Origin of the sequence: Streptomyces sp. NPDC049915 (assembly GCF_040656475.1) — a bacterium.
In the GTDB taxonomy this organism is placed as follows: domain Bacteria; phylum Actinomycetota; class Actinomycetes; order Streptomycetales; family Streptomycetaceae; genus Streptomyces.
The window spans coordinates 359,063-374,306 of record NZ_JBFAMH010000004.1; the positions used below are offsets into that span (position 1 = coordinate 359,063).

16 protein-coding genes and 1 riboswitch are annotated in these 15,244 nt (G+C 71.4%); of the genes, 7 read left to right on the forward strand and 9 right to left on the reverse strand.

Annotated features, from left to right (window positions below; all coding sequences use genetic code 11):
- Positions 1 to 18: 18 nt before the first annotated feature.
- Positions 19 to 681, reverse strand: a complete 663-nt coding sequence (locus tag AB0J12_RS08960; RefSeq protein ID WP_363263553.1) for a maleylpyruvate isomerase family mycothiol-dependent enzyme — start codon at positions 679 to 681, stop codon at positions 19 to 21.
- A 47-nt stretch (positions 682 to 728) separates the two neighbouring features.
- Here AB0J12_RS08960 and AB0J12_RS08965 point away from each other — a divergent pair, with 47 nt between their 5' ends.
- Both AB0J12_RS08965 and AB0J12_RS08970 read left to right on the forward strand, forming a co-directional pair.
- Positions 729 to 1,394, forward strand: coding sequence for a hypothetical protein (locus AB0J12_RS08965; RefSeq protein WP_363263554.1), 666 nt, complete (start codon positions 729 to 731; stop codon positions 1,392 to 1,394).
- A gap of 10 nt (positions 1,395 to 1,404) precedes the next feature.
- Positions 1,405 to 2,472: a GNAT family N-acetyltransferase gene (locus AB0J12_RS08970; RefSeq protein WP_363263555.1), complete on the forward strand. Its 1,068-nt coding sequence runs from the start codon at positions 1,405 to 1,407 to the stop codon at positions 2,470 to 2,472.
- Positions 2,473 to 2,484: 12 nt separating this feature from the next.
- Here the strand turns inward: AB0J12_RS08970 and AB0J12_RS08975 are convergent, their stop codons facing one another.
- Positions 2,485 to 2,754 (reverse strand): DUF4031 domain-containing protein, encoded by a 270-nt coding sequence (locus tag AB0J12_RS08975; RefSeq protein WP_363263556.1) that lies wholly within the window; start codon positions 2,752 to 2,754, stop codon positions 2,485 to 2,487.
- Entirely contained in the window at positions 2,751 to 3,131 is a 381-nt protein-coding gene (locus AB0J12_RS08980; RefSeq protein WP_363263557.1) for a hypothetical protein, read from the reverse strand. The genes AB0J12_RS08975 and AB0J12_RS08980 overlap by 4 nt, the downstream gene beginning before the upstream one ends.
- Before the next feature lie 55 nt (positions 3,132 to 3,186).
- Here AB0J12_RS08980 and AB0J12_RS08985 point away from each other — a divergent pair, with 55 nt between their 5' ends.
- The 3 genes from AB0J12_RS08985 (at position 3,187) to AB0J12_RS08995 (ending at position 5,876) form a co-directional block, all read left to right on the forward strand.
- A complete protein-coding gene (locus AB0J12_RS08985; protein WP_363263558.1) occupies positions 3,187 to 4,074 on the forward strand; it encodes a MurR/RpiR family transcriptional regulator in 888 nt (295 codons plus the stop codon).
- Between the two features lie 152 nt (positions 4,075 to 4,226).
- Positions 4,227 to 5,165 carry an N-acetylmuramic acid 6-phosphate etherase gene (gene murQ, locus AB0J12_RS08990; protein ID WP_363263559.1) on the forward strand — a complete coding sequence of 313 codons (939 nt, stop codon included), beginning with the start codon at positions 4,227 to 4,229 and terminating at the stop codon, positions 5,163 to 5,165.
- A 132-nt stretch (positions 5,166 to 5,297) separates the two neighbouring features.
- On the forward strand, positions 5,298 to 5,876 hold the full coding sequence (locus AB0J12_RS08995) for a hypothetical protein (RefSeq protein ID WP_363263560.1): 579 nt from the start codon (positions 5,298 to 5,300) through the stop codon (positions 5,874 to 5,876).
- Positions 5,877 to 6,101: 225 nt separating this feature from the next.
- On the opposite strand, the gene AB0J12_RS09000 is transcribed toward AB0J12_RS08995, so the two are convergent.
- The 5 genes from AB0J12_RS09000 to thrC form a co-directional block, all read right to left on the reverse strand.
- A complete protein-coding gene (locus tag AB0J12_RS09000) occupies positions 6,102 to 7,229 on the reverse strand; it encodes an NADH:flavin oxidoreductase (protein WP_363263561.1) in 1,128 nt (375 codons plus the stop codon).
- A 213-nt stretch (positions 7,230 to 7,442) separates the two neighbouring features.
- A complete protein-coding gene (groL, locus tag AB0J12_RS09005; RefSeq protein WP_363263562.1) occupies positions 7,443 to 9,065 on the reverse strand; it encodes a chaperonin GroEL in 1,623 nt (540 codons plus the stop codon).
- A 309-nt stretch (positions 9,066 to 9,374) separates the two neighbouring features.
- Positions 9,375 to 9,578, reverse strand: coding sequence for a cold-shock protein (locus tag AB0J12_RS09010; RefSeq protein WP_004986573.1), 204 nt, complete (start codon positions 9,576 to 9,578; stop codon positions 9,375 to 9,377).
- Between the two features lie 407 nt (positions 9,579 to 9,985).
- Positions 9,986 to 10,264, reverse strand: a complete 279-nt coding sequence (locus AB0J12_RS09015; protein WP_363263563.1) for a MoaD/ThiS family protein — start codon at positions 10,262 to 10,264, stop codon at positions 9,986 to 9,988.
- Positions 10,265 to 10,353: 89 nt separating this feature from the next.
- Positions 10,354 to 11,631, reverse strand: coding sequence for a threonine synthase (thrC, locus tag AB0J12_RS09020; protein WP_363263564.1), 1,278 nt, complete (start codon positions 11,629 to 11,631; stop codon positions 10,354 to 10,356).
- 18 nt (positions 11,632 to 11,649) lie between these two features.
- Positions 11,650 to 11,791, reverse strand: a riboswitch (SAM riboswitch).
- 158 nt (positions 11,792 to 11,949) lie between these two features.
- On the opposite strand from thrC, the gene AB0J12_RS09025 reads away from it, so the two are divergent.
- A complete protein-coding gene (locus tag AB0J12_RS09025; protein WP_363263565.1) occupies positions 11,950 to 12,894 on the forward strand; it encodes a glucosyl-3-phosphoglycerate synthase in 945 nt (314 codons plus the stop codon).
- Positions 12,895 to 12,934: 40 nt separating this feature from the next.
- On the opposite strand, the gene AB0J12_RS09030 is transcribed toward AB0J12_RS09025, so the two are convergent.
- A complete protein-coding gene (locus AB0J12_RS09030; RefSeq protein WP_363263566.1) occupies positions 12,935 to 13,612 on the reverse strand; it encodes a hypothetical protein in 678 nt (225 codons plus the stop codon).
- A gap of 217 nt (positions 13,613 to 13,829) precedes the next feature.
- On the opposite strand from AB0J12_RS09030, the gene AB0J12_RS09035 reads away from it, so the two are divergent.
- Positions 13,830 to 15,227 carry a trehalose-6-phosphate synthase gene (locus AB0J12_RS09035; RefSeq protein ID WP_363263567.1) on the forward strand — a complete coding sequence of 466 codons (1,398 nt, stop codon included), beginning with the start codon at positions 13,830 to 13,832 and terminating at the stop codon, positions 15,225 to 15,227.
- Positions 15,228 to 15,244: the final 17 nt, after the last annotated feature.

Below are 15,244 nucleotides of genomic sequence, written 5' to 3' on the forward strand. Positions count from 1 at the left end.
ATTTCGCCGGGCGGCGCGTCAGCCGAAGACGTTCAGCTCCTCCTCGCGCGCCCCCGCCAGCTCGTATCCGCCCGCCTTCACCGGCCGGCCCGCGTACAGCCGGACCAGGGTCGCGGAGTCACCGATGTAGCGGGCCGGCGGCCGCTGCGGCACGATCGCGCCCAGCCGCAGCGGCTCGTCGACGTCGTCCAGGTCCGCGTGCAGCGGCAGATGCTCCCGCTCCTGCGTCCGCCGCACCAGCAGCGCGAGGGCGTACGGCAGCCCGGGCCCGCCGTACGCGCCGGGCTCCCCGAAGGCGTCCCGCACGTCGCCGGCGTGCACCCACTCCCCCAGCGCGAGCGCGTCCAGCTTCCCGCCGGCCTCGGCGATCAGCGGCCCCGCCTCGGTCATGCCGCGCTCCAGCTCGTCCACCACCTGGGCGTTCGTCCACTCGGCCCGCTCGGCGATGTCGCGGTCGTTGGACTCCGGCGAGAACACGCCCTCTTCCAAGCGGCCCTCCACCACCCGCGTCAGGGCGGCCGAACAGTGCGCCAGCACATCCCGCACCGACCAGCCGGGACAGGCCGCCGCCGGCAGCGCGAAGTCGGCGTCGGGGCGGGAACGCAGCAGGGGGATCAGCACATCGCGCTCGGCGGTCAGCAGCCGTCCGGGCAGTTCCGGGTCATGTACGTCAGTCGTCATGTCGTCCACGCTAGGGGGCGGGCGGCGCGTGGCGGGAGAATGAACGCATGGCCGATCTCGATGATCTGCGTTCCCGCTGGTTGCGCGCCTTCCTCGCGGCACGCGACGACGACTCCTGCGTCATCGCTCCGTACCGTTACGCCGACGCCCTGCTGAGCTGCTGGCAGGAGCCCCAGCGGCGCTACCACACGCTCACCCACCTCACCGCGGTCCTCGACCACGTCGACGTGCTGGAGAAGTACGCCGACGACCCCGACCTGGTCCGCCTCGCCGCCTGGTTCCACGACGCCGTCTATCTGCCCGAGCGGTCGACGAACGAGGAACGCTCCGCCCGGCTCGCCGAGCGCGCGCTGTCCGAGGCCGGTCTCACCGCGGAGAAGACCGCCGAGGTGGCCCGGCTGGTGCGGCTCACCGCCGGGCACGACCCGGCCGACGGCGACCGCAACGGGCAGGTGCTGTGCGACGCCGACCTGGCGATCCTGGCCGCGCCGCCGTCGGCGTACGCCGCCTACACCGCGGCCGTCCGCGAGGAGTACCACTTCGTGCCGAACGACGCCTTCCGCGCCGGGCGTTCGGACGTCCTGCGGCACCTTCTGGCGCTGCCGCGGCTCTTCAGCACGCCGTACGGCCGGGAGCACTGGGAGGCGACCGCCCGGTACAACCTCCGCTCCGAGCTGGAAATGCTGTCGCCCTCCACGCGGCCGGATGCCTAGGGTGCCGTTCATGGAGACATGGGGCGGGGATCAGGTGGACGCGGCCGTGGCGAGCTGTCTCGCGGCGCTGCGGCCGGTGGCGGACCAGGACTGGGCGGCGGTGAAGGCGGGCCGGCTGGAGTGGAGCTGTCACACCACGGCGTTCCACATCGCCGAGGATCTCTTCTCCTACGCCGGGCAGTTGGCGGGCCGCGCCCAGGAGGACTACGTACCCGTCGAGCTGGTCCTCGAGGGCGACCCGGGCAGCTTCGGGCTGCTCCAGGTCATCGAGACGATGGGCGTGCTGCTGGCCACCACCGTGCGCGCGACGCCGCCCGGGGTGCGCGCCTTCCACCCGTACCCGTTCCGCAGCGCCGACCGGGAGGGGTTCGCCGCGATGGGCGTGGCCGAGGTGCTGCTGCACACCCATGACATCGCCGAGGGCCTGGGTTTCGCCTACGAGCCGCCCGCCGAGCTGTGCGAGGACCTGCTCACACGCCTGTTCCCGCACGTCAAGCCGGGCCCGGCACCCTGGCCGACCCTGCTGTGGGCCACCGGCCGCGGTGAGCTGCCGGACCGCGCGCCGGTCACCGAGTGGCGCTGGCGCAACAACCTGGTCATCGAGACCGAGCGCCTGACGCTGACCGGCGTCCGCCCCGCCGCCGCGCGGGATCTGAACCTCGGCGGCGACGGCGGCTTCACCTGGAGCGAGGACGGGCCGTACGAGGGCACCCGCCGGGCGGCCGGGATGCTGACGCAGGCGTACGAGGCGGGTGTGCACCGGCCGGAGTTCGGGATGTTCGCCCTCGTACGGCGTCAGGACGGCCGGGCGATCGGCGGCATGGGTTTCCACGGCGCGCCGGACGAGGAGGGCCGGGTGGAGGTCGGTTACGACCTCGTCCCCTCCGCCCGCGGCCAGGGCTATGCCACGGAGGCGCTGCGGACGCTGGCCCACTGGGCGCTGGAACGGGACGACGTACGGGTGGTCTTCGCCACCGTCGACCGGGGCAACGAGCCGTCCCGTGCTGTGGTCACCCGGGCCGGCTTCACCCAGGTCGGCGACGACGGCACGCACGTCGCCTACGTGCTGCGCCGCTAGGCCGCCCCACCGCTATGCCCGCGCCCGCCCCTTGCGCCGGCGCAGGCCGGAGGCGATCAGCAGCCGTACCACCTCGCGGCTGCCGACCTCGACCGCCCCCGCGGCGACCGCGTCCGCATACCGGTGGGCCGGGACGTCGTAGTGGTCGCGTTCGAACGCCCGCCGCGGTACACCCAACGCGTAGGCGAACGCGTGCAGTTCGTCGTACGACACATCGCTCACGAGGTGCGACCACAGGCGCCCGTGGCCGGGCCAGGTCGGCGGGTCGATGTACACGGTCACGAGGAGTGCGCTCCGCCCATGGCCCCGAGGCGGCCCACCGCGGCGACCTTCACGCCCGCCTTGTGGCACACCCAGTGCGGATCGGGCCCCAGTTCGGGCTCGACGTCCAGGGCGTGCGGGTCACCTGAGCCGCACACCGGGCACAGCGGCCACCGGCCGTACCGCTCCAGCAGCGCGTCCTGCACGTCCTGCGCGACCAGCCCGGCGATGTAGGCCACTCCGTCCGGCCACTGCTCCACCCACCAGCGCCGCTGGGCGATCGAGTCCTCGACCAGCGACACCACGTCCGCTTCGGCGACCTCACGCGCGATGAGGTCGGCCATCACACGCGCACGGGCCGCGTGCAGGGCCTGCTCCAGGGGGCTGACGGGATTCATGTCCCCATTGTGCGCACTCTTGCCCCGAGCACCGAGCCGGAAATATCTTTCAGGGGTGAGCCAGGATGTGAAGGAAATTTTCGGTGGCGCGCTGGCCGCCAAGGTGCGCACGCTCGCCCCGTCGATGACCCGTTCCATGCAGCGCGTCGCCGAGGCCGTCGCGAGCGACCCGGCCGGCTGCGCCGCCCTGACGGTCACCGGCCTCGCCGAGCGCACCGGCACCAGCGAGGCCACGGTCGTGCGCACCGCCCGCCTGCTCGGCTACCCCGGCTACCGCGACCTGCGCCTGGCCCTCGCCGGCCTCGCCGCACACCAGCAGTCCGGCCGCGCACCCGCCATCACCACCGACATCGCGGTCGACGACCCGATCGCCGACGTCGTGACGAAACTGGCCTACGACGAGCAGCAGACCCTCGCCGACACCGCCGCCGGCCTCGACACCGGGCAGCTCGGCGCGGCGGTCACCGCACTCGCCGCCGCCCGCCGCACGGACGTGTACGGCATCGGCGCCTCCGGCCTGGTCGCCCAGGACCTCACCCAGAAACTCCTGCGGATAGGCCTGATCGCGCACGCCCACAGCGACCCGCACCTCGCCGTCACCAACGCGGTGCAGCTGCGCGCCGGGGACGTGGCGATCGCCATCACCCACTCCGGTTCCACCGGCGACGTCATAGAACCGCTGCGCGTCGCCTTCGAGCACGGCGCCACCACCGTGGCGATCACCGGGCGCCCGGACAGCGCGGTCACGCAGTACGCCGACCATGTGCTGACCACCTCCACCTCCCGGGAGAGCGAGCTGCGGCCGGCGGCGATGTCGTCCCGGACCAGTCAACTGCTGGTGGTGGACTGCCTGTTCGTGGGTGTGGCGCAGCGGACGTACGACACGGCGGGGCCGGCCCTGGCGGCGTCTTACGAGGCGCTGGCGCACCGGCACCGGCGGTAGCTCGGCCGCTCGAGACCGTAGGACTGATCGTCCTGAGTGACTGCGGGTCCGTTGTGGCCGATGGCGCCCACGCGGCGGAGCCGCATATCGACAACGCCCCGCGCCCCTTTGGGTCAGACATCCGCACCCCGATCGGAAAGAGCCGTTTCGCCATGGCCTCCAACCCCCACGCCCCCGACCTGCGCGCCGAACTCGATTCCCTGACCACCGAGGCGTTCCGGCCCGAGCTTGCCGGGATCGATCAGTTGGCCACCCTGGAGATCGCCCGGCTGATGAACGACGAGGACGCCCGGGTACCCGGTGCGGTCGCCGAGCGTCTGCCGCAGATCGCCGCCGCCATCGACGCCGTCGCCGAGCGGATGTCCCGCGGCGGCCGCCTCGTCTACGCCGGGGCCGGCACCGCCGGACGGCTCGGTGTGCTCGACGCCTCCGAGTGCCCGCCCACCTTCAACACCGAGCCCGGCCAGGTCGTCGGCCTCATCGCCGGTGGCGCCGAGGCCATGGTCACCTCCGTCGAGGGGGCCGAGGACTCCAAGGAGCTGGCCCGGGACGACCTGGACGCGCTGGCGCTGACGCCGGACGACAGCGTGGTCGGCGTCTCCGCCTCCGGCCGTACCCCGTACGCGGTCGGCGCGGTCGAGTACGCCCGCTCGCTGGGGGCGCTGACCATCGGGCTGGCCTGCAACGCGGGCAGCGCGCTCGCGGCGGCGGCCGACCACGGGATCGAGATCGTCGCGGGTCCGGAACTGATCACCGGCTCGACCCGGCTGAAGGCCGGCACGGCCCAGAAGCTCGTGCTGAACATGCTCTCGACGATCACGATGATCCGTCTCGGCAAGACCTACGGGAATCTGATGGTCGACGTGCGCGCCTCCAACGCGAAGCTGCGCGCCCGCTCCCGCCGGATCGTCGCGCTCGCCACCGGGGCGGGCGAGGAGGAGATCGAGGCGGCGCTCACGGCCACCGACGGCGAGGTGAAGAACGCGATCCTGGCCCTGCTCACCGGGGTGGACGGCCCGACGGCGGCCCGCCTGCTGACCGAGTCCGGCGGCCATCTGCGCGCGGCCCTGGCGGCGGCCCACGCGTCATGAACGGGGGGCGGACTCCGACGGCTCCCCGCCGTGCATCCCGGGGTGCTCGGCATACGTCCGCTCCCCGTGCGCCCGCTGCCAGGCGCCCCTCTCGCGCACGCGAAGCGGCTGTCGCGGCCTACCCTCGAGTACATGAACCACGCGCAGCTCACCGCCCTCGGGCGCGCCCTCCGGCTCCTCGGCGAGCACGGTGAGGCGCTCACCGCCGACTCCCCGGACACCAAGCTGCACGAGGTGAAGACGGATCTGCGGCGGGCGCTGGACCTGCTGGAGGAGAGCGTGTCCTCGGCGCCGCCGACGACGCGCTGCGCCGAGCACCCGCAGGGCCCCGTGGACGAGAGCGCGCCGGACCTGTGCCTGCTGTGCGAGACGCGGCGGCGGGCGGCCCGGCGGGCCGAGGTCGGCGGCGGGTACGGCCGGCCGCGACCCCAGGACACCGCGGAGCGGATGCCGTCCCGCTACGGCGTGCGCGAGGACCGGCCGCAGCCGCAGCAGCGGTGGCTGCCGGAGGCGTGGAACGGGCGGGAGTGGCAGCTGTGCGGCACGCCGCGCCACGACCGCCGGGAGGCCGAGCTGTATCTGGCCGCCCAGCGGCGCGGGCCCCGGCCGGCGATGGCGTACCGGCTGGTGCACGAGTTCACCGACTACGAGGTGCTGCGGGTGTGGGGCACGCCGGTGAAGGTGGACATCGAGCCCATGGGCAACCTGTAGCCGCGTCCCGAGGCGAGGGCAGCGTCGCGGTGCCCGGGGTGGTGGTCATCTGTGCGCGGCGGCCGTCTCGGACGGCTCGACCGCGCCCCTTGCTCAAGAAAGTCCCTGGAGCGGTCCTGAGCGGCCCCCAGACACACGTCGGCCGGGGTGCCGCCGGATACCCGGGCACCCCGGCCGTCGCTCGGCGCGCGTCTCTCGCTCAGCCGGCGCGAGCGCGTCGCCGGGTCAGCTCAGCGTCTTCAGGGCCGCCGCGTCGTACGGCTTCAGCTCGTCGAAGCGGCCGGCCAGGACCTTCGCCGCCCACTCGGGGTCCTGGAGCAGGGCACGGCCGATGGCGACCAGGTCGAACTCGTCGGCCTCCAGGCGGTCCAGCAGGTTGTCGATGTTCTTGACCGGCGAGCCCTCGCCCTGGAAGGCGTGGATGAAGTCGCCGTCGAGGCCCACCGAGCCGACGGTGATGACGCTCTTGCCGGTCAGCTTCTTGGTCCAGCCGGCCAGGTTGAGGTCGGAGCCGTCGAACTCCGGCAGCCAGTAGCGGCGGGTGGACGCGTGGAAGGCGTCGACACCGGCGGCCGCCAGCGGGGTGAGGATGGCCTCCAGCTCCTCGGGGGTCTCGGCGAGGCGCGCGGCGTAGTCCTGCTGCTTCCACTGCGAGTAGCGGAAGATCACCGGGAACTCGGGCGACACCTTCTCGCGGACGGCCGCGACGATCTCCGCCGCGAACTTCGCCCGGGCCACCGGGTCACCGCCGTAGGCGTCGGTACGGCGGTTGGTGCCCTCCCACAGGAACTGGTCGACGAGGTAGCCGTGGGCGCCGTGGATCTCGACGCCGTCGAAGCCGATGCGCTCGGCGTCGGCGGCGGCCTGGGCGAACGCGGCGACCACGTCGTCGAGGTCCTGCTGCGTCATGGCCTTGCCGGTGGGCTCGGCGCCGGCCGTGACGAGGCCGGAGGGGCCCATGGCCGGGGCGTCCGGGAAGGGCGGCTCGCCCTGCTTGCGGACCATGCCGATGTGCCACAGCTGCGGCACGATCGTGCCACCGCCCGCGTGCACGGCCTCGGCGACCTTCGCCCAGCCGGCCAGCTGCTCCTCGCCGTGGAACCGCGGCACCCGGTCGCTCTGCCCCGCCGACTCGTGCCCGACGTAGGTGCCCTCGGTGACGATCAGGCCGACCCCGGCGGCGGCACGGCGGGCGTAGTACGACACCACGTCCTCGCCGGGGACGCCGCCCGGCGAGAACATCCGGGTCATCGGCGCCATCGCGATGCGGTTCGGGACGGTCAGACCGTTGATCGTCGTCGGGCGGGACAGCAGGGCGGCCGCGCGGGCGGCGGCGGGCTCGGCGAGGGTCATGCGAGGCTCCTCAGGTGACCGGTGGGTATGTGCGCGCGCATTGTTGCACTCACTGAAGCAACCGATCACGCCCCGCCCCTCATTCCGGCCACGGGGCCCGGCGGATGTGACCCCGGACACGCCCGAGGGCGGCACCTCCAGCCGGAAGCTGGACGTACCGCCCTCGGAAAGGCCTTCGCGAAGACCTGTGAAGGACAGGTGATCCCGGAAGGATCAGAAGTCCATGTCACCGCCCGGCATGCCGCCGCCGGCCGGGGCCGCCGCCTTCTCCGGCTTGTCGGCGATGACGGCCTCGGTGGTGAGGAACAGCGCGGCGATCGACGCGGCGTTCTGCAGCGCGGAGCGCGTCACCTTGGCCGGGTCGATGATGCCCTCGGCGACCAGGTCGACGTACTCGCCGGTCGCGGCGTTCAGGCCGTGGCCCGGGGTCAGGTTGCGCACCTTCTCCACCACGACGCCGCCCTCGAGGCCGGCGTTGACCGCGATCTGCTTCAGCGGGGCCTCGAGCGCGAGCTTCACGGCCTGGGCGCCGGTCGCCTCGTCACCCTCGAGCTCCAGCTTGTCGAAGACGTGGGTGGTCTGCAGCAGGGCCACGCCACCACCGGCGACGATGCCCTCCTCGACGGCCGCCTTGGCGTTGCGGACGGCGTCCTCGATGCGGTGCTTGCGCTCCTTGAGCTCCACCTCGGTGGCGGCACCGGCCTTGATGACCGCGACACCGCCGGCGAGCTTCGCCAGGCGCTCCTGCAGCTTCTCGCGGTCGTAGTCGGAGTCGCTGTTCTCGATCTCGGCGCGGATCTGGTTCACGCGGCCCGCGACCTGGTCCGAGGAGCCGGCACCGTCGACGATGGTGGTCTCGTCCTTGGTGATGACGACCTTGCGGGCGCGGCCCAGGAGGTCCAGGGTCGCGTTCTCCAGCTTGAGGCCGACCTCCTCGGAGATGACCTCGCCGCCCGTGAGGATGGCGATGTCGCCGAGCATGGCCTTGCGGCGGTCGCCGAAGCCCGGGGCCTTGACGGCGACGGACTTGAAGGTGCCGCGGATCTTGTTGACGACCAGGGTCGACAGGGCCTCGCCCTCGACGTCCTCGGCGATGATCAGCAGCGGCTTGCCCGACTGCATGACCTTCTCCAGCAGCGGGAGCAGGTCCTTGACCGAGGAGATCTTGGAGTTGGCGATGAGGATGTACGGGTCCTCGAGCACCGCCTCCATGCGCTCCATGTCGGTGGCGAAGTAGGCGGAGATGTAGCCCTTGTCGAAGCGCATGCCCTCGGTGAGCTCGAGCTCGAGGCCGAAGGTGTTGCTCTCCTCGACGGTGATGACGCCTTCCTTGCCGACCTTGTCCATGGCCTCGGCGATGAGCTCGCCGATCTGGGTGTCGGCGGCGGAGATGGAGGCCGTGGAGGCGATCTGCTCCTTGGTCTCGACGTCCTTCGCCTGCTCCAGCAGGGCGGCGGAGACGGCCTCGACGGCCTTCTCGATACCGCGCTTCAGAGCCATCGGGTTGGCACCGGCGGCGACGTTGCGCAGGCCTTCCTTGACCAGGGCCTGGGCGAGCACGGTCGCGGTGGTCGTACCGTCACCGGCGACGTCGTCCGTCTTCTTGGCGACTTCCTTGACCAGCTCGGCGCCGATCTTCTCGTACGGGTCCTCGAGCTCGATCTCCTTGGCGATGGACACGCCATCGTTGGTGATCGTGGGCGCGCCCCACTTCTTCTCGAGGACGACGTTGCGGCCCTTGGGGCCGAGCGTCACCTTCACGGCGTCCGCGAGCTGGTTCATGCCGCGCTCGAGGCCGCGCCGCGCCTCCTCGTCGAACGCGATGATCTTGGCCATGTGAAGTGGTCCCTCCAGGACTGGGGGTGATTACTTCGGACCGCGCCCGCGCCCGCGACGGACGGCCCCGACCGGAGGAAGCTCCTTGCCCCGCCCGGCCCTGGCCTCACCGACCCGGTCCTTACGTTGTCACTCTCACCTTCAGAGTGCTAACGCAATGATTAGCACTCGGGCATGGCGAGTGCAAGCGCCTCCCCCGCATCGGGCCCCTTCGTCAGCCGCCCGCGAACACCGCCGCACGGCGCCCTGGACACGCCGAAGGGCCCGCACCCTGTGCGAGGTGCGGGCCCTTCGTGCGTGAAAGAACGTTCAGGCGGTGACGCGAACCATGTCGGCCTGCGGACCCTTCTGGCCCTGCGAGATCTCGAACTCGACCCGCTGGCCCTCCTCCAGGGTGCGGTAGCCGTCCATCTGGATGGCGCTGTAGTGGACGAAGACGTCCGCACCACCGTCGACCGCGATGAAGCCGTAGCCCTTCTCCGCGTTGAACCACTTGACGGTGCCCTGAGCCATGCCTAACTCCCCTATTACTGGCCCTTGCACAGACCCGCACTTCGCGGATCCGGGTCAGACCTCACCCCCCGATGGGTGGGGGCGTGCGCCGGAACGCGTCGACCGCGGCTGAATGTATCTGTCCAACTGCCGTCTGCAACAGGTCAATCGGACGAGAAATCTGGACGACCCGGGCCCGAAATCTCGCGAGAATTCACCTGAATTCCGAGTAAGTCGGGCCATTCAAAGGGGGCAAAAAAGACAAAAGACCCGCATACTTTGGCTACTTCTTGTCGCCCGTGCAGCAGGTTCCAGAGATCACGCCTCGTCGATTCCGGGGCGCGTTCCCCAACTCTACCGCGTCTAATCACATGGAATTGCCCCCTCCGTTTCTCTCACGGAAGGGGCAGCCCGAGGAACTCTGTGTGTCAGCAGCCGCCGGCGACCGCCGGAATGATCGACACACCCGCGCCGTCCGGGGTGGCCGTCTCCAGACCCTGCTCGAAGCGCACGTCGTCGTCATTGACGTACACGTTGACGAACCGGCGCAGCTTGCCCTGGTCGTCCAGCACCCGCGCGGCGATGCCGGTGTGGTTCTTCTCCAGGTCCGCGATGACCTCGGCGAGGGTCGCCCCGTCGGCGGGAACCTCGGCCTGGCCACCGGTGTAGGTGCGCAGGATGGTGGGGATGCGGACAGTGACGCTCACGTGGAAACCTCCGGTGGGATCGGCGCCCTGAAGGGGCGCGGGGAACTGCGCGACCAGCCCCCCGCGGTCCGCAGACAGACGATGGTCTCTTAGACGAGACCCGCGTCGCGGAACGAGTCGAGGGTGGGTCGGATCGTCGCGGTCAGTCCCGTACCGGCGACCGCGTCGAGGGTCTTCAGCCCATCACCCGTGTTCAGCACCACCGTGGTCTTCGCCGGGTCCAGCAAACCGTTCTCGATCAGCTTGCGGGTCACACCCACCGTCACCCCACCGGCGGTCTCCGCGAAGATCCCCTCCGTGCGGGCCAGCAGCTTGATCGCGTCGACGACCTGCTCGTCGGTGACGTCCTCCACCGCGCCGCCCGTGCGGCGCGCGATGTCCAGGACGTACGGCCCGTCGGCCGGGTTGCCGATCGCCAGCGACTTGGCGATGGTGTTCGGCTTCTGGGGGCGCACCACGTCGTGCCCGGCCTTGAAGGCCGTGGACACCGGCGAGCAGCCCTCGGCCTGCGCACCGAAGATCTTGTACGGCTTGTCCTCGACCAGGCCCAGCTTGATCAGCTCCTGCAGGCCCTTGTCGACCTTGGTGAGCTGCGAGCCGGAGGCGATCGGGACGACGAGCTGGTCGGGCAGCTGCCAGCCGAGCTGCTCGCAGATCTCGTACGCCAGCGTCTTGGAGCCCTCGGCGTAGTACGGACGCAGGTTGACGTTGACGAAGCCCCAGCCCTCGCCGGCCGGGTCGCCGATCAGCTCGGAGCAGAAGCGGTTCACGTCGTCGTAGTTGCCCTCGATGCCGACGAGCTCGCCGCCGTAGATCGCGGCCATGACGACCTTGCCCTGCTCCAGGTCGTGCGGGATGAACACGCAGGAGCGCAGGCCGGCCCGCGCGGCGGCGGCCCCGACGGCGCCGGCCAGGTTGCCGGTGGAGGAGCAGGACAGGGTGGTGAAGCCGAAGGCGCGCGCCGCCTCCAGGGCCTGCGCGACCACGCGGTCCTTGAAGGAGTGGGTCGGGTTGCCCGAGTCGTCCTTGACGTACAGGCCACCGGTCACGCCGAGCTCGGCGGCGAGGTGGTCGGCCTTGACGAGCTTGGTCCAGCCCGGGTTGATGTTCGGCTTGTCGGCCACGTCCGCGGGGACGGGCAGCAGCGGGGCGTAACGCCAGATGTTCGCCGGACCCGCCTCGATACGCTTGCGGAGTTCCTCGGTGTCGTAGGCCGAGAAGTCATAGGCGATCTCGAGCGGGCCGAAACACTCCTCGCACGCGAAAACCGGGCCCAGCGGGACCCGGTGACCGCACTCGCGGCAGCTCAGGGCCGCGGCGGGACCGAGGTCGACGGTGGAGGTGCTGGTAACTGTCTGCGCAGCCATGTGAGGCGAGGCCCTTTCTCCTCATCTTCCTCACGACGCATCTCGCCGTGAGACGGAATTGGCACCTTCCCCGGCCGGGAGCCTCGCGTGAACGAGTCCGGAATCAGGGTGGTTGCCGGGGCTTCACCGGGCCGTGTCCCTCTGCCCCTCTGGATGAGCGGTATTCGGTTGTGAACGCGGGCGACCCCCGACATGCGATGGTCATCAGCGTTGTCCAAGACTGTAACCGAAGGCCAGGACAGTTGAGATAGTCGTCCGAACCGCGAGATGGATCACACGATCACCCGGTGTGATCACGACAGTGAGGAGCCGCAGACCGTGCTTGAAGAAGTTGAGCGCTGGCTGAGCAGTCGCTCCTGGTCGGTGACCGATCGACCCCTGCACCAGATCCTGGCCGCCAAGCGCGCCACGGGGCAGACGGTCTCCGTCGTGCTGCCGGCGCTGAACGAGGAGGAGACGGTCGGCGACATCGTCGCGATCGTCCGGCACGACCTCATGCAGCAGGTTCCGCTGGTCGACGAGGTGGTCGTGGTCGACTCGGGCTCCACCGACCGTACCGCCGAGGTGGCCGCCGCCGCGGGCGCCCGGGTCGTCCACCGCGACGAGATACTGCCGCGCGTCCCCGCCGTCCCCGGCAAGGGCGAGGTGCTGTGGCGCTCCCTGCTGGTCACCGACGGCGACATCGTCTGTTTCGTCGACGCGGACCTGAAGGAGTTCTCCTCCGACTTCGTGACGGGCATCGTCGGCCCGCTCCTCACCGACCCCGAGGTCCAGCTGGTCAAGGCGATGTACGACCGCCCGCTGGCCGGCGCGGCGGGCCAGGGCGGCCGGGTCACCGAGCTGATGGCCCGCCCGCTGCTGAACATGCACTGGCCGCAGCTGGCGGGCTTCGTGCAGCCGCTCGGCGGCGAGTACGCGGCCCGCCGCAGCCTGCTGGAACAGCTGCCCTTCCCCGTCGGCTACGGCGTGGAGCTGGGCATGCTGGTCGACGCCCTGCACCTGGTCGGCCTCGACGGCCTCGCCCAGGTCGATGTCGGCGTGCGCATCCACCGCCACCAGGACGGTCAAGCCCTTGGCCGGATGGCCGCGGCGATCTACCGCACCGCCCAGCTCCGGCTGGCCCGCGGCCATCTGATCCGGCCGTCGCTGACCCAGTTCGAGCGGAGCGAGGACGGCTTCGAGCCGCGCACGTACTCCGTGGACACGGAGGAGCGCCCCCCGATGACGGAGATCGCGGAGTACGCGGCGCGGAAGGTGGCGTGACGCGGGTCGCCCCCGGAAGGCGGCGTGCGATGGATGTCCGTCAGCCGGCGTGACCGTCGGACCAGCGCCAGCGGCCCGCCGAGTCCTGCTCACAGGTCAGGTACTCGCCGCCCTTGCCGTAGGTGCTCAGACCGTGGTGGCGGTTGGCGCAGAACTGGCCGTCGGCGTAGCAGTTGCCCGCGGGGCTGGTGATCGCACAGGCCTTGCTGCCGCCACTGGTCCCGCCGCCGGTCCCGCCGCTCGATCCCCCGCTCGTCCCGCCACCCGCGGCGGTCCTCGTCGGCTCCGGGGTGTGCAGCAGACCCCCGTCGCAGTCCCGCCCGTCCCGGGCGATGACGAAGGCGACGTCGAAGGAGGGGGTGCGGTCGGCGGGGTCGTCGATCTGCTCGCAGACCTTCTCGCCCGCGCCCCAGGAGGAGGCCGTCCGGCCGCCGCCGTCGAGGGAGGCCCCGGTGCCCTGGAGGTAGACGGCGTAGCGCAGGCCGCTCGCGCGGGCGGCGGCGACGGCCCGGCCGACAGCCGTTCCGGTGTGGTCGCTGATCGTGACGACGGTGGGCTCGGCCACCGGGCTCGGGCTGCTGCTCGTCGGGGACGGCTCCGGCTGAGGAGCCGACGTGCTCGGTGCGGCTTTGGTCACCGGTGCGGTCTGCTGGACGGCCTTGCCGTCGCCGCCGCCGTCGCCCTGGCAGCCGGCGAGGGCCAGCGCGGCTGCCGCCACCAGCGCCGCGAGACCGGATACTCCACGGCCCCCCACCCCACGTCTGCGGCCACGTATCCCCATCATGATCAACCCGCCCCCCTGGCGTACCGGTCGTTCCGTGTAGAGCGCATCTTGTCCTGTTCACGGGATCTCCACAAGCGGTCGGCCGCATACGACCGGACACCGAATCCGGCCATACGTTTGAGTTTTTCCGGTGCGGGCTAGGTTGAGGCGTATGGCTTCCACGCACGCTGCTGATCAGAGGGCTCGGGTGCTGGTCGCGTCCAACCGCGGCCCGGTGTCGTACTCGGTGGGCGACGACGGCTCACTCACCGCCAAACGCGGCGGCGGCGGACTGGTGTCCGGACTGTCGGCCATCGGACCGGAGGCAGGGGCGCTGTGGGTGTGCTCCGCGCTGTCCGACGGCGACCGCGAGGCGGTGCGGCGCGGGGTCGGCGAGCAGGGCGTGCGGATGCTGGACGTCCCGGCCGACGTACATGCCGACGCCTACAACGGCATCGCCAACTCCGTGCTCTGGTTCGTGCACCACATGCTGTACCAGACGCCGCTGGAGCCGGTCTTCGACGCCGAGTTCCGCAGGCAGTGGGCGTCGTACGAGACGTACAATCGGGCGTTCGCCGAGGCGCTGGCCGAGGAGGCCGCCGACGGCGCGGTGGTGATCGTGCAGGACTATCACCTGACGCTGGTGCCGGGGATGCTCCGCGAGCTGCGGCCCGATCTGCGCATCGGGCACTTCTCGCACACGCCGTGGGCGCCGCCGGAGTACTTCCGGATGCTGCCGGACGACATCGCGCGGCAGGTCCTCGACGGGATGCTGGGCGCGGACCGGCTCGGCTTCCTCACCCGGCGCTGGGCGGACGCCTTCACGGCCTGCTGCGAGCAGTTCGCGGACGGGCTCGGCCGCACCCGCATCGGGGTGCACGGACTCGGCGCGGACGCCGACTTCCTGCGCGAGCGGGCCCACCGGGCCGACGTCGGTGAGCGGATGGCGGCGCTGCGGGAGCAGATCGGTGCGGGCCGCAGGACGATCGTGCGGGTGGACCGCACCGAGCTGTCCAAGAACATCGTGCGCGGGATGCTGGCGTACCGGCAGCTGCTCGAGGACCACCCCGAGTGGCGCGAGCGGGTCGTGCACGTGGCGTTCGCCTACCCGTCCCGGCAGGACCTCGCCGTCTACCGGGACTACACGGCCGAGGTGCAGCGGGTCGCGCAGGAGATCAACGCCGACTACGGCACGGACGGCTGGACGCCGGTCGTGCTGCACGTCGAGGACGACTTCGCGCGCTCGCTGGCGGCGTACCGGCTCGCGGACGTGGCGCTGGTCAACCCGATCCGGGACGGGATGAACCTGGTCGCCAAGGAGGTGCCGCTCGTCTCCGACGAGGGCTGCGCGCTGGTGCTGTCGCGGGAGGCCGGGGCGTTCGAGGAGCTGGGCGAGGACGCGATCGCGGTCAACCCCTACGACGTGACCGGTACGGCGGCCGCACTGCACGAAGCGTTGAGCATGCCGGTGAGCGAGCGCAACGACCGCGCCAAGCGGCTGGCGGCAGCGGCGACCGCGCTGCCGCCCGCGAAGTGGTTCCTGGAACAGCTTCAGGCGTTGCAGGGATGACCCGCGCGGCTAGGCCC

Coding starts and splice junctions, on each gene's coding strand:
- AB0J12_RS08995 (WP_363263560.1), top strand. CDS start 5,298: ATGAACCACGCGCAGCTCACCGCCCTCGGGCGCGCCCTCCGGCTCCTC.
- murQ (WP_363263559.1), top strand. CDS start 4,227: ATGGCCTCCAACCCCCACGCCCCCGACCTGCGCGCCGAACTCGATTCC.
- AB0J12_RS08970 (WP_363263555.1), top strand. CDS start 1,405: ATGGAGACATGGGGCGGGGATCAGGTGGACGCGGCCGTGGCGAGCTGT.
- AB0J12_RS08960 (WP_363263553.1), bottom strand. CDS start 681: ATGACGACTGACGTACATGACCCGGAACTGCCCGGACGGCTGCTGACC.
- AB0J12_RS08965 (WP_363263554.1), top strand. CDS start 729: ATGGCCGATCTCGATGATCTGCGTTCCCGCTGGTTGCGCGCCTTCCTC.
- thrC (WP_363263564.1), bottom strand. CDS start 11,631: ATGGCTGCGCAGACAGTTACCAGCACCTCCACCGTCGACCTCGGTCCC.
- groL (WP_363263562.1), bottom strand. CDS start 9,065: ATGGCCAAGATCATCGCGTTCGACGAGGAGGCGCGGCGCGGCCTCGAG.
- AB0J12_RS09035 (WP_363263567.1), top strand. CDS start 13,830: ATGGCTTCCACGCACGCTGCTGATCAGAGGGCTCGGGTGCTGGTCGCG.
- AB0J12_RS09010 (WP_004986573.1), bottom strand. CDS start 9,578: ATGGCTCAGGGCACCGTCAAGTGGTTCAACGCGGAGAAGGGCTACGGC.
- AB0J12_RS09000 (WP_363263561.1), bottom strand. CDS start 7,229: ATGACCCTCGCCGAGCCCGCCGCCGCCCGCGCGGCCGCCCTGCTGTCC.
- AB0J12_RS08980 (WP_363263557.1), bottom strand. CDS start 3,131: ATGAATCCCGTCAGCCCCCTGGAGCAGGCCCTGCACGCGGCCCGTGCG.